Origin of the sequence: Tenacibaculum maritimum NCIMB 2154 (assembly GCF_900119795.1) — a bacterium.
In the GTDB taxonomy this organism is placed as follows: Bacteria; Bacteroidota; Bacteroidia; order Flavobacteriales; family Flavobacteriaceae; genus Polaribacter; species Polaribacter maritimus.
The window spans coordinates 2949114-2961717 of the sequence record NZ_LT634361.1 but is presented as its reverse complement, the minus strand read 5'-3'; the positions used below and the strand labels follow the sequence as shown (position 1 = coordinate 2961717).

20 protein-coding genes and 2 pseudogenes are annotated in these 12604 nt (G+C 31.4%); 1 reads left to right on the top strand and 21 read right to left on the bottom strand.

From position 1 onward, the window contains the following. Nucleotides 1-6: 6 nt before the first annotated feature. The 19 genes and pseudogenes from MARIT_RS13225 to MARIT_RS13135 all read right to left on the bottom strand — a co-directional run bounded on the left by MARIT_RS13225 (nucleotide 7) and on the right by MARIT_RS13135 (nucleotide 10362). Entirely contained in the window at nucleotides 7-345 is a 339-nt protein-coding gene (locus MARIT_RS13225; protein WP_159242938.1) for a hypothetical protein, read from the bottom strand. Continuing rightward, a complete protein-coding gene (locus MARIT_RS16095; protein ID WP_100211756.1) occupies nucleotides 338-1000 on the bottom strand; it encodes an RHS repeat domain-containing protein in 663 nt (220 codons plus the stop codon). Before MARIT_RS16095 ends, MARIT_RS13225 begins: the two co-directional genes overlap by 8 nt. A gap of 274 nt (nucleotides 1001-1274) precedes the next feature. Next, nucleotides 1275-1592 (bottom strand): Imm45 family immunity protein, encoded by a 318-nt coding sequence (gene imm45, locus MARIT_RS13215; RefSeq protein ID WP_024742607.1) that lies wholly within the window; start codon nucleotides 1590-1592, stop codon nucleotides 1275-1277. 21 nt (nucleotides 1593-1613) lie between these two features. Continuing rightward, nucleotides 1614-2198 carry an RHS repeat-associated core domain-containing protein gene (locus MARIT_RS16130; RefSeq protein WP_157926290.1) on the bottom strand — a complete coding sequence of 195 codons (585 nt, stop codon included), beginning with the start codon at nucleotides 2196-2198 and terminating at the stop codon, nucleotides 1614-1616. A gap of 148 nt (nucleotides 2199-2346) precedes the next feature. Next, nucleotides 2347-2754: a hypothetical protein gene (locus MARIT_RS13205; RefSeq protein WP_100211755.1), complete on the bottom strand. Its 408-nt coding sequence runs from the start codon at nucleotides 2752-2754 to the stop codon at nucleotides 2347-2349. A gap of 14 nt (nucleotides 2755-2768) precedes the next feature. After that, a complete protein-coding gene (locus tag MARIT_RS13200; protein WP_100211754.1) occupies nucleotides 2769-3308 on the bottom strand; it encodes an RHS repeat-associated core domain-containing protein in 540 nt (179 codons plus the stop codon). 63 nt (nucleotides 3309-3371) lie between these two features. Continuing rightward, nucleotides 3372-4055 (bottom strand): hypothetical protein, encoded by a 684-nt coding sequence (locus MARIT_RS13195; protein ID WP_100211753.1) that lies wholly within the window; start codon nucleotides 4053-4055, stop codon nucleotides 3372-3374. A gap of 8 nt (nucleotides 4056-4063) precedes the next feature. After that, a complete protein-coding gene (locus MARIT_RS13190) occupies nucleotides 4064-4384 on the bottom strand; it encodes a hypothetical protein (RefSeq protein WP_231975151.1) in 321 nt (106 codons plus the stop codon). Between the two features lie 12 nt (nucleotides 4385-4396). Further along, nucleotides 4397-4558 (bottom strand): annotated as a pseudogene (locus MARIT_RS16085) (RHS repeat-associated core domain-containing protein); the annotation flags it as partial. A 146-nt stretch (nucleotides 4559-4704) separates the two neighbouring features. After that, entirely contained in the window at nucleotides 4705-4905 is a 201-nt protein-coding gene (locus tag MARIT_RS13185; RefSeq protein ID WP_100211751.1) for a hypothetical protein, read from the bottom strand. 5 nt (nucleotides 4906-4910) lie between these two features. After that, nucleotides 4911-5519 (bottom strand): HYD1 signature containing ADP-ribosyltransferase family protein, encoded by a 609-nt coding sequence (locus MARIT_RS15960; RefSeq protein WP_231975150.1) that lies wholly within the window; start codon nucleotides 5517-5519, stop codon nucleotides 4911-4913. 231 nt (nucleotides 5520-5750) lie between these two features. Next, on the bottom strand, nucleotides 5751-6347 hold the full coding sequence (locus tag MARIT_RS13170; RefSeq protein ID WP_100211730.1) for a hypothetical protein: 597 nt from the start codon (nucleotides 6345-6347) through the stop codon (nucleotides 5751-5753). Nucleotides 6348-6350: 3 nt separating this feature from the next. Further along, complete coding sequence (locus MARIT_RS13165) at nucleotides 6351-6935, bottom strand: RHS repeat domain-containing protein (protein WP_231975149.1); 585 nt, start codon at nucleotides 6933-6935, stop codon at nucleotides 6351-6353. Nucleotides 6936-7192: 257 nt separating this feature from the next. Further along, complete coding sequence (locus MARIT_RS13160; protein ID WP_100211748.1) at nucleotides 7193-7507, bottom strand: hypothetical protein; 315 nt, start codon at nucleotides 7505-7507, stop codon at nucleotides 7193-7195. Next, nucleotides 7507-7893, bottom strand: coding sequence for a hypothetical protein (locus MARIT_RS13155; protein ID WP_100211747.1), 387 nt, complete (start codon nucleotides 7891-7893; stop codon nucleotides 7507-7509). Before MARIT_RS13155 ends, MARIT_RS13160 begins: the two co-directional genes overlap by 1 nt. Before the next feature lie 327 nt (nucleotides 7894-8220). Further along, nucleotides 8221-8544, bottom strand: coding sequence for a hypothetical protein (locus tag MARIT_RS13150; RefSeq protein WP_100211746.1), 324 nt, complete (start codon nucleotides 8542-8544; stop codon nucleotides 8221-8223). An 11-nt stretch (nucleotides 8545-8555) separates the two neighbouring features. Next, on the bottom strand, nucleotides 8556-9089 hold the full coding sequence (locus MARIT_RS13145) for an RHS repeat domain-containing protein (protein ID WP_100211745.1): 534 nt from the start codon (nucleotides 9087-9089) through the stop codon (nucleotides 8556-8558). A gap of 222 nt (nucleotides 9090-9311) precedes the next feature. Continuing rightward, the gene (locus MARIT_RS13140; protein ID WP_157926289.1) at nucleotides 9312-9761 is read right to left on the bottom strand and encodes a hypothetical protein; all 450 of its coding nucleotides are present in this window, start codon (nucleotides 9759-9761) and stop codon (nucleotides 9312-9314) included. Between the two features lie 4 nt (nucleotides 9762-9765). Further along, complete coding sequence (locus tag MARIT_RS13135; protein WP_157926288.1) at nucleotides 9766-10362, bottom strand: RHS repeat domain-containing protein; 597 nt, start codon at nucleotides 10360-10362, stop codon at nucleotides 9766-9768. 334 nt (nucleotides 10363-10696) lie between these two features. Between MARIT_RS13135 and MARIT_RS13130 the strand changes: the two genes are divergently transcribed. Further along, nucleotides 10697-11802, top strand: a protein-coding gene (locus MARIT_RS13130) for an IS3 family transposase (RefSeq protein WP_100211389.1) whose coding sequence is annotated in 2 segments (ribosomal slippage) — nucleotides 10697-10958 and nucleotides 10958-11802 — 1107 coding nt in all. Because the reading frame shifts where the segments join, the coding sequence is not laid out codon by codon here. Nucleotides 11803-11920: 118 nt separating this feature from the next. Here the strand turns inward: MARIT_RS13130 and MARIT_RS13125 are convergent. Beyond that, on the bottom strand, nucleotides 11921-12331 hold the full coding sequence (locus MARIT_RS13125) for a hypothetical protein (RefSeq protein WP_024742566.1): 411 nt from the start codon (nucleotides 12329-12331) through the stop codon (nucleotides 11921-11923). Between the two features lie 12 nt (nucleotides 12332-12343). After that, nucleotides 12344-12520, bottom strand: a pseudogene (locus MARIT_RS16200) (HNH/endonuclease VII fold putative polymorphic toxin); the annotation flags it as partial. Nucleotides 12521-12604 lie beyond the last annotated feature (84 nt).

Genomic DNA, 12604 nt, shown 5'->3' with positions numbered 1-12604 from the left:
CTTGCGCTAGCGAATTTCTAATTCATGTCTTTTTAAATATTCAAAAAAACACTCTTTACACATTTTTATTATTCCATCGAAAAACCTCATAGTGCTTGCAATTTCATTTCCTTCTTTATCAAACAAAGTTAAAAGTTCATTATTTGTAATATTATGAGGAATAAGATATTGTGAATTAATGTAAATTAACTCTGTGTCATCATCTTCATCAAAGTACCTAAACTCAACAACATTTATAGATTCTTTAATCTTTATCCCTTCAAAAATTGCTTTATATAAGTCCTTTGAAATAGAAACTTGACTTTTAATAGGTTTATGTTTACAATCAATCATAATATTAGCCACAAGAGATTTTTTTGAATTTACCTTCTTTTTCTCTCATATATTTTATTTGGCTTTTGATGCTATTTGGATCTATATCTTCTCCTCCTGCTTTAAGAACTTTTGCAACATGAGTAAGACAACTATCATTAAATTTATGGTATTTAAAATCTCCTCTTGCAATTTCTTTTAATTGCGTTTTCTTAGCAGCATCTAAATCGACAACTTCAACGTTTAAATATTTATCAAAAACATATAAGTCACTGTTTTTCATTATTTTTGCATAATCATTTGTTCCAGTACCTAAATCTCCTAATTGATTTAAATCAGTTTGCATACCTCCAACTCCATCAGTAATAATTCCAAAATGGCTTCCTCCTTCTTGTAGTAGAATAGTAACAATACCTCCTTCTAACCCAAAAACATCCACCCAACCATTAGAATCCCCAACATAATTATAGAACCCATATTCACCACTCAGTAGTCCAATCGGGTCTTTTGAAATATACCTGCCATCATCAGGATCGTAATAACGAAACCTATTATAGGCTAATTCAATCTCTTTATCATAGTATTGCCCTTGATATAGAAAAGGGCAGGGTGCATTACTACCATTAATTACTTTTCCGTTTAAATCTAAAGAGCGTTCCCATACTTGCTCACCTCCCTCATCATACATTTGTGTAGGTGTGCCTAAATGGTTAGCTAAAATACTAAATTTTTTGTTGTCTTTTATTTTTCCAGAAGGAATAAAAGAACCTTCATCAAATATCCAAGTAATCTTATGGTGTTTAACTATCTTAACTATACGTTTTTAAAAATCGTCATAACCAAACTGGCATTCCACTAAAAAACCACAACGCAAGTTGTGGTTTTTTGTTTGTTAAAATTACTCTTACTCGGCACGGAATACATTTTCGCGTTATCATATCCGAGCGAGTGGGACACTCGTACTAGCTGGGAACTGTATTCTCTAATAGATAGACATCTTCAATTTTACAATCAAAATACCCCCATTTACTCCAATTTTCAATAAGCCAATTTGTACTTAACCCCATCCTAACTCCATTAGGGATTGATTCTTTAGGTAATTGAGAATATTTTAAACCAGCTTTATAGCCTGATGAAACAATTAACATATAACTTTCTATATCAATATTTGTTGATTCACAAATTAAGAAATCTACAATTTCTTCATAAGGATGAACTCCTTTACATCTTAATATATAACCTCTATTTATAGTTTCTTCTTTGTATTCTAATAATTTCATTATTTTAAATATTTTAAAATCTTATCCACATTTGATATTATGCTTTCCACTTGAATCTGCTATTTTGGTTTTATTACCATCAATATCAAACTCTCCTAAATGATTGCCTTTTTTATCCAAATATTCAAATCTACCATGCTGAGTATCAAAAGCATATAGTTTCTTGTCAGGGTCTTGATAAACCACTCTCTTATTTGCTTTTGAAAGTTTACTATTCTGCTCCCATCCGTTTTTTTGAGCTACTTTATGAAGCTTACCTTGGGCAGCATTAAACTTTTCACTAGGCGGTAGATTATTGAACCTATGCTCCCAAACTTTTGCAGACTCAGGAGAAGCATTTAACCCAAAAACATCAATCCAACTATTTACATCATGGACATACGCATAAAAGTTCGGATTCCCACTTGCCAACCCAATCGGGTCTTTTGAAATATACCTGCCATCATCAGGATCGTAATAACGAAACCTATTATAGGCTAATTCAATCTCTTTATCATAGTATTGCCCTTGATATAGAAAAGGGCAGGGTGCATTACTACCATTAATTACTTTTCCGTTTAAATCTAAAGAACGTTCCCATACTTGCTCCCCTTCCTCATCATACATTTGTGTAGGTGTGCCTAAATGGTTAGCTAAAATACTAAATTGTCATTTTATAAGCTTTCCAAAGCAATTTAAAGAATATACTCTAGAATATAGGTAGTAAAATATGTATAAAACTAAAATTTTTGAATACGTCTGTTTTAGGGGAGAATTAGAAACTTACTTCATTTTTATAAGTATTAAAGTTGCCTAATTTCTTTCCTTTCCAAACCCTTTCTGCTTGATTTTTATCTAACCCAACAAATAAACTGATTAACTTTACTATCTCATCTTTTTTAAACTTCTGACCTGAAAAAGCAAACCAATCATCTCCGTTCATTAATTCTAACTTTAATTGAAATAAGTTTTTATCATATAAAGTTTTATTAAATTCATCTTGATTTACACAAGGTATAGCTGATACAATTACAAAATCAATTGGATCAATAATTTTCCGCATTACTGCTGAGTGTCCTTTACTTGAAACAGTGTGTTCTATACCTTGCTCGTTTTCGTCTATAAAAACTTGCCAACTTTCGCCCTGTTCAGAATTATACCGTCTCCATTGTTTTTTGTTCATAATTTTTATTTTATTTAATAATACAGATGCACGTTATCGTTATGTAGAGTGTTAGTACTCTCACTCCAAGCGTTAAAATGGGGTCTTCTATCAAAATCGTGACCTATATCATGATCATGATAACCATTTACTGAATTACCATACCTATCTACCTTGCTAGATTTTTTACCTATAACTCTATTCGAATTATCATCTCTAAAAGTGTTATCACAATCTCTATAATCCTTTCTTCGTTCTGTTCTTGGATTACTTCCTAAGTCTCCAGATATTTCAGAAGCAGCTTGTTTGGCTCTTTTTTTAGATCCAGCTCCTTCAAAAACGAATCTGTTATCACCAGTTTTTTGACCGCCATATTTTTTTGCAATATCGTCAACATTTCTATAAGTGTTACCAGATAACCCTAGCTTATCTACCCAACCATTTGGATCATCTACATAAACATATAGATTGTATTCACCACTCAGTAGTCCAATCGGGTCTTTTGAAATATACCGTCCATCAACATCATCATATACCTGTCCTTGAAAACGTATGTTACAAAAACCACAACGCAAATTGTGGTTTTTAATCTTTACTGTTTCTTATTAAGACGGATTAGAAGTCCTTGATATCCATTTTTAATCAAAAATTAACCCCAATGCATTTAATATTATTTTATCTTCTTTTAATTCATTAGAAAAGCTTTCTATATACAGCTTAAGTTTTTCCTCCCCTAATTCTTCCTTAAGATCTAGTAAAAATAATTCTAAATTAGAGTGATAAACAACGTTGTTTTCCAGTGGAATACTAAAAAAATAATCTTCCATATATTCCATAGCTACCTTTTTATCCAATCTTAGGATAAAGTGAAATAAATATGGGTAATCGTCACTATACGATACTATTTTCTTTAGATCTTCTTTAGTAAATAAAAAATCATCTTTATCTATCGATTTTATATACTTTTGTAATTCTTTTTTTTCCTCCTCGATAAGTTTAATCCTTTCTTTAATATTTTCTCCAGAAATAGGGTCGGTATCTATTATTTTACATGAACCTATTGTTTGAGATTTATCTAAAAAATCAAATTTAAAACCTTTAACCAAAAGATGGTGAGGTGCATTATCTAATAAAAAAGAAACCCTAGCTGTAGATTTGTAACCTTGCATCCGTGGAGTTTCATCAAATACGAATTTTAAACTCCAACATTCTCCTTTAATTGGGACATCATATATTTGAGTGAACATTCTATTTACATTAGGTAAAAGTTTTTTCTCTCCATCGAAAAATACTCTATCCCAAGAAATTATGACTTTTTTCATAAAAAACATTATTTATTATATCCTACTCTATGAGAGTTTACTTTTTTCATTTTTGTATTACCATTAAGATCTTCAACATCAATAGCTCTGGCATTTCCAATACCATCTAGTCCTTTAACTTTATATGCTTTATCAGCAACCGTGTCATCTACATCAAATTTTACAACATAAAATTTAGAATCATCTCCATGCCCCATTGTATGCCCCCACTTCACGGCATCATCATAACTCTCAGCGAACCATTTAGACCCCATATTTTCTCTGCCATTCCATCCATTTTTCTTAATGTCAAAATATTCACTCCTAGACATAGATCTAAATAACTCCATTAGCCCAAACGGATCCACCAAGCTATTACTATCCCCAACATAATTATAGAACCCATATTCACCACTCAGTAGTCCAATCGGGTCTTTTGAAATATACCGTCCATCATCGGGGTGGTAGTAACGAAAGCGGTTGTAAGCGAGTTCTATTTCATCATCGTAATACTGGTTTTGAAATAAGAAAGGGCAGGGGGTATAAAACTAAAAATTTTGAAAGAAAACTGTCTGAAATTACTTTTCAGACGGCTTCTTTCTTTTTAATTTCTATGGTTTCTTGCTACTCCTGTGAGTCTGATTAGAGATGCACGTTAGCAGGTTTTTATCTATTCTTCTTCTATCTGTTTTTTAAAATCATTTGGAAGTATATCCCATATAATATTATAATAAAAATCCTTTATTTCTGAATAATTTTTTTTTGCCATTTCAGCTGACTTTTCTGGGTTAGTGTAATTTAATGATTGATGAAAGTGATCGTTTAAATCTTCCATTAATCTAAATAGCCTAATAATATCTTTGTCTTTCATTTTTTTTATTTAAAAATAGGATTTCTTCCTTCTAAAGAGATATCTCCATCTAATACATGTTCTATAGCACCAGTATCTTTATTTTTTATTATTGTAATTTCACTTGGATCAACATCAAATTCAACAGACTTATTTGCTCTCCCTTGCTTTATACCTAATTTCTTTTCAATATCCCGACTACTACCTTTACTCATTCTTCCTTTAGCTTTAACAGTAAATACTTTGTTTTGGTCTGAAGCTTTAATTTTATTATCTTTTTTAATTCCCTCAATACCTTTTTTATTAGAAAAATGTTTAACTCTATATGTAGATTTTTCTAACCCATAAGGATCAAGTTCCTCATTAGAATCCCCAACATAATTATAGAACCCATATTCACCACTCAGTAGTCCAATCGGGTCTTTTGAAATATACCTGCCATCATCAGGATCGTAATAACGAAACCTATTATAGGCTAATTCAATCTCTTTATCATAGTATTGCCCTTGATATAGAAAAGGGCAGGGTGCATTACTACCATTAATTACTTTTCCGTTTAAATCTAAAGAACGTTCCCATACTTGCTCCCCTTCCTCATCATACATTTGTGTAGGTGTACCTAGATGGTTAGCCAAAATACTAAATTTTTTGTTGTCTTTTATTTTTCCAGAAGGAATAAAAGAACCTTCATCAAATATCCAAGTAATCTTATGGTGTTTAACTATACGCTTTTAAAAACTGTCATAACCAAACTAGGCATTCCACTAAAAAACCACAACTTGCGCTGTGGTTTTTTGTTTTTAGTATTATTTGTTAAAATTACTCGTACTTGGCACAAGCATGATGCTTGCGCTAGCGGAGGGGAGTTACCAAGATTTCAAATTATCAATAGAGTTTAATTCTGAGTAGTTAATCTCATTTTCTACGCAAAACTCCTTTATTTTACTCCAAATTTCCTCGTTAAAAAACAACATTGTTTGACCACCTTCAGGTGAGTATTTAACATTAAGAAAAAAATTAGGATTAATGTCCAGTAGTTTATTTATTTTTTTAGAATTGAATTTTTTTTCTTGTATAAGATCAAATATAAATGGAGTATTTAATGGAGTGGTTGGCTTTCCAAACCTTTCAAAAAGTAAATTTTTCTTTTTTAGACTGAAGTATTTTTTCAATTCGATTTCCTGTTCTTCAATGAATGAATTGTCATAATAGAATGAAACTCCAAACATTGATTGTAAACCTTCTTTAAAAATAGTACCATTCCATAGTTTAATATTTGAAAAAAGTATATCAGTCAACTTTTTTGCTTTTATTGTATTAAAGCCATAAGGTCCAATCCCATTATTATCAATACTATATTGATAGCTAACAGCGTATGGTGTTATTGATAAATCTTCCGAGTCATCAAAATAATCAATATAATTTGGTATTGGATATTTAAATATTTTTTCAGCTTGATTCATAATCTAGTATGTAATTATAATACTTTCCCCTGATGAACTCGTAGAGTGAAAATGACCTGAATCATGATGTAATGCATGATCGTCATTATGACCGTCAGGATGTTCTTCCCAATAATTCTGGGTATTCTTCTTATTTTCCTCTCCTAATTTAGTTTTACGCGTAGTCCTTTGCTTAGACTTCATACTTTCCCAGTTTATTCCTCTACTAGTGTAGTTCAATCTTTCTAAAGGAATGTCTTCTTTTAAATACTTTGGAATAGCAGCATGTTCTTTTGCTTTTTGCTTTGCTTCACTTCTAGAAGTTGCATGATACGTTTTTGTAAGCCCAAACGGATCCACCCAGCTATTAGAATCCCCAACATAATTATAGAACCCATATTCACCACTCAGTAGTCCAATCGGGTCTTTTGAAATATACCTGCCATCATCAGGATCGTAATAACGAAACCTATTATAGGCTAATTCAATCTCTTTATCATAGTATTGCCCTTGATATAGAAAAGGGCAGGGTGCATTACTACCGTTAATTACTTTTCCGTTTAAATCTAAAGAACGTTCCCATACTTGCTCCCCTTCCTCATCATACATTTGTGTAGGTGTGCCCAAATGGTTAGCTAAAATACTAAATTTTTTGTTGTCTTTTATTTTTCCAGAAGGAATAAAAGAACCTTCATCAAATATCCAAGTAATCTTATGGTGTTTAACTATACGCTTTTAAAAATCGTCATAACCAAACTAGGCATTCCACTAAAAAACCACAACTTGTGTCGTGGTTTTTTGCTTTTAGTATTATTTGTTAAACTTACTCGCACTTGGCATGAGTATGATGCTTGCGCTAGCGGGGGTTACTCATTTTCTGTGAACATTTTAATGTCATCAAAAGCGTCTTCAATTCTACCTTTAATCGTTAAATCGGATAAATTAGATTCTAAAATTTTTGAGACTTTTTTATAATTTATTTTACCATGAATTCTTGCTAGATGACCTAAACATGTTATAGCTAAACCCTTTATATCATTATCTTTACTATTAATTAACTCTAAGCATTTGTTTTCTACCCATTCCCAATCATCATCATACTCTGTAACATATAGTAACGAGTCCAGTATTTTATCTTTATTTTCCTCTAAAATTATCTTCTCAAAATCTTCGTGTTTCATTATATAATTTTTCCTTTACTATTTGTAATTCCTGCGTTTTTTAAAGCATTTTGTTGGTCAACATGTAAATCCTTCCATTTTCTAACGTGACCATGATATTCTTCAGCTCCATCAGGTAAAACTCTTGTTCTATCTATGACAACTAATTCCCCTTCGCTAGCTCCTACTCTTCTAGGAGAAGAATCTTTCACTTGTGTTGAATTATCCAAAGTAGCCTGTCCGTCTTTAGGTTTCTTACTTTTACCTCCTTTACTCGTCTTTCGATCTTTACTACTATGATATGAAGCATCTTTATAAGTTCGAGATACTAACCCAAACGGATCCACCCAGCTATTACTATCCCCAACATAATTATTTTTAGTATTATTTGTTAAACTTACTCGCACTCGGCAAAAGCAAGATACTTGCCCTAGTGGAGTTATCGGTTTTAAGCTACAATTATAACCTGTAACTGCAATACTTTATTCTGTAACTCAATAAAAACAAAATAAGTCATCTTGTTAAAATAGCTTCTTTCTTATATTTTTTTTAGTAACGATCGCCAAAACATAGCTGCCTAATATATAAACAGTAACCAATATTGGTTACTGTTTGTCGTAGTTTAATGTGGTTAGTACTTGGCTTTCGTTTAGCCATTTAAACTTTTCGTTTCTTTTTATCTTTTTTTTTTAATATTTCCTATTTTTATGTTACCGCTCAGGTGTCAAAGGAATTCAATTGATTATTTCTTGAATTTCTTTTTTCCATTTTAAATTCCAATCTAATTCATACTCTTTCTGATAGTTAGAGATTTTGTATAAATCTGTTATATCTTTATTTGAGATAAAGCATTGTTCAACACTAAGTGTAATCCACTCTAACACTTCTAATAGACTTGAATTTAAAAGATTATGTTTTTTTAAATACTTTGCGTCATTGATTAAATCAATACATTTAGATTTATTAAAGATTCTATTCTCAAATAATTCAAAACAGAATGTGTTTTCTATTAAATCATTTTTATTATCTAAAATTCTTTGCTGTTTTATTTTTTCCATAAAATTAATTTCTATCCACAACTTGGACCTTTTCTGTTACTTGCTTTTTTTGTCTTATCTACATTTTTAGAACCATCTAAATTATAAACACCTTTAGAAGAATCATTTTTTGAAAATGTTTCAAAATGATCCTTATGTAAGTTGTCTAAATAGAAATAATCACCTTTTTTGAAATTAAATGAATCTCCTTTCGCTTTTTTGATAAACTTATATATCTCAGCACCTTGAAATTTTCTTCCAGTTCTCTGAATCGAACTAGCCACCATATCCATAAAATCCAACCCAAACGGATCCACCCAGCTATTACTATCCCCAACATAATTATAGAACCCATATTCACCACTCAGTAGTCCAATCGGATCTTTAGAAATATACCTGCCATCATCAGGATCGTAATAACGAAACCTATTATAGGCTAATTCAATCTCTTTATCATAGTATTGCCCTTGATATAGAAAAGGGCAGGGTGCATTACTACCATTAATTACTTTTCCGTTTAAATCTAAAGAACGTTCCCATACTTGCTCACCTTTCTCATCATACATTTGTGTAGGTGTGCCCAAATGGTTAGCTAAAATACTAAATTTTTTGTTGTCTTTTATTTTTCCAGAAGGAATAAAAGAACCTTCATCAAATATCCAAGTAATCTTATGGTGTTTGACTATACGCTTTTAAAAATCGTCATAACCAAACTAGACGTTCCACTAAAAAACCACAACTTGTGTCGTGGTTTTTTGTTTGTTGTATAGCTCCTAAGCCTCCTGTTTTTAAACTAACTTACTCCATAAGTTTAATTTATTCTTAGTTTTCTTTACTTTTTTAAACTCAATTCCACTAGATATTATCTCTATATAAGACTCTCTAGTCATAAGTATAAAATGTTTATAATTTATTGAGTTATATTTCGACCAATTAGGCTCTCTTTTTAATTTTAATCTACGCCACTCTTGCAACCAAGTCGAATTCTTTAATTCATAATAATAACACTTATAATCTAACTCTTCTAAAAATGGATATGTTTCATATGGGTTTACATATTTTATAGATTCTACATTCTTGCAATGAAACAACCCTAAAAAATTTTCACTCTTAGGTGGAGATTTCACATTCCAACATTTAAAATAATAAAATAAATTATCTGCTACAAATTCAACTATAGGATCACACTGAGGATCTTGCCAAACCTCAAAACCATGTACTAATAAACCTTCTTTCATACCCTTAACCACAAGTTGGTAATTTTTTAGTTCCATCATTAGAAAGACCATTATTTCTTAATCTAGTTGTCAATTGCTTAAAGGTCTCAACATCTGTTATCATCTCAATAGATATAACTTTAGACTTAGATTTTCTTGCTATATATAAACGACGATTATCCAAACTAACCAACTGTCCTTTATGATTCTTAACCCTAATAGGTTTCATATTTTCCATAATCTCATTCCCTCCTTTTTTTGTATTAGCTGCTTTTACCTTCTTAATCATATCATTAATTTTAATAGGATTCCCACCTGCATCACTCATTTTAGTGTTAATTGAAATTTGCGAAAAATTAACATCTTTTGGATTAACCAAAATAGGCTCTAAACCAAACGGATCCACCCAACCATTAGAATCCCCAACATAATTATAGAACCCATATTCACCACTCAGTAGTCCAATCGGGTCTTTTGAAATATACCGTCCATCAACATCATCATACCACCTAAATCTATTGTAACAGAGTTGGATATCATCATCATATACCTGTCCTTGAAAACGTATGTTACAAAAACCATCTTTACCTACAATACTACGAACTCTTCCGTTTAAATCCAATTCTTGTTCCCATATTTTTTCACCTGTACTGGTGTATGCTTGGGTTGGTGTTCCTAGATGGTCGGTTATTATAGCATATTGCTTACCGTCTTTTATTTTTCCAGAAGGAATAAAAGAACCTTCATCAAATATCCAAGTAATCTTATGGTGTTTAACTATACGCTTTTAAAAACTGTCATAACCAAACTAGGCATTCCACTAAAAAACCACAACTTGTGTCGTGGTTTTTTGCTTTTAGTATTATTTGTTAAACTTACTCGCACTCGGTGTAAGCTTCCCTACAAACCGAACTGTTTAAAAGTATAAAAAAAAGTATTAAATTTAAACAGTAATTATGAGGAAAAGTAAATTTAGCCCCCAGCAAATCGCAAAGATTTTAAAGGAATACGAAAACGGTAGAACCGTAGAAGCAATTTCCAGAGAACATGGAGTTAGTTCGGCAACATTTTATAAATGGCGTAGTAAATACGCAGGTATGAATGTTAAAGAGCTCAAACGTCTAAAGGAATTAGAGGAAGAAAATCGAAAATTAAAGCAAATGTATGCTACTCTTGCATTAGATCACCAAATGGCAAAGGAGATTATCGAAAAAAAGCTTTAAAGCCTTGCGTTAAGCGCTCCTTAAGTATTGACCTTTCTCATTACGGCATAAGCAGGGCATGTCGGGTTTTAAAAATGAGTAAAAGCGTATATTATTATAAGCCAAAATTACAAGACGATACACCAATTGAATTAGCCTTAAAACAAAAGGCTATTGACCATTGTGAGGAAGGATTTTGGAAAGCTTATAAACGACTACGCAATGAAGGGAATCCATGGAATCACAAGCGAGTTCATCGAGTTTATGTAGCACTAGGTTTACCACTGAGAAGGAAGGTGAAGAAACGTTTGCCAGCAAGAATAAAAGAACCTTTAATAGTTCCTACAGAACTCAACCAAACTTGGAGTATGGATTTTGTAACAGATGTATTAGAGAATAAAAAAAGATTTAGAGGCTTTACTATCATAGATGATTTTAATAGAGAGGCTTTACATATAGAAGTAGATTTTTCGTTACCTAGTAATAGAATAGTTTACGTTTTAAATCATCTGTTAAAACGTAAAGGTAAACCACAAAAGATACGTATGGATAATGGTCCGGAATTTATAGCTAATTTAACCGCTACTTGGAGTGCTATGCATGAAATTGATTTTAAATATATAGAACCAGGAAAACCCACACAAAATGCTTTTATAGAACGTTTTAACGGTTCATATAGACGAGGGGTTTTAAATAAATATATTTTTGAAAACATTCATCAAGTCAGAGAGCAAACCCAGATATGGATGCACGATTACAATAATTTTAGACCGCATGATGCTTTGGACGATATGGCTCCAATCCCGTATGCGAAACAACATTGTGTCGCTGCCGCTGGGCGCATTTTAAAACAGGATTGACATAAAAAAATATAATGAAAAATGTCAATCCTGTTTTAAAACGTAAAATTCATATATTTGGATTAATAATCAGTTCGAAAAAGGGGAAGCCTACATCGGCACAAGCATGATGCTTGCACTAGTGGGGGTAATAGTCATTTTCTTCTTTAATATATGTTACACAAGATTGAAAAGTTAAAACCTTTAATCCTATTTCTATAGACCACTTATCATCTTTCCAAAATTTTAATGAAATTCCATTTTCAGTAAGTTGAAAATCGTAGCTGCATTCTTCTTTATTATTAACATCCCAGCCACAAACATTAATAAAAGAAACTAAACTACCTATAAATTTAAATTCTAAAGTATCATAATCTTTCTTCCATTCTCCATACTTTTTAATAAACAAACTAGGAACATCTTGAGTTCGTATATTTATATAAACACGCGAAAAGTCAGAGCTTAAACTAGCTATTGATAAAGAATTAATTCCTTTTGGGTATAATTTTGTCAAAAAATGATTCTGACCGACTATTTCTATTAAATTCATTTGTAAAAAATATTAAAAATTATAATGACTATGTGTCCCAGGGTAACTTCCTGTTCTATTAACCTCTCCAAAATCATCAAGATCCCTAGTATTATAATGTGGTTCTTTACCACGATTTGGTGCGGCCTTAGTATGACCTAAACTATGCTCTTGTATAATAACGGTTTTTCCATGTATATTTTTAAAATGGTATTCCCTAGAATAACAGGCACTCCGTCCACATTTCTAAAATCAGTTTATCTTACTTGAATAGCTATTCCTTTATCATTATTG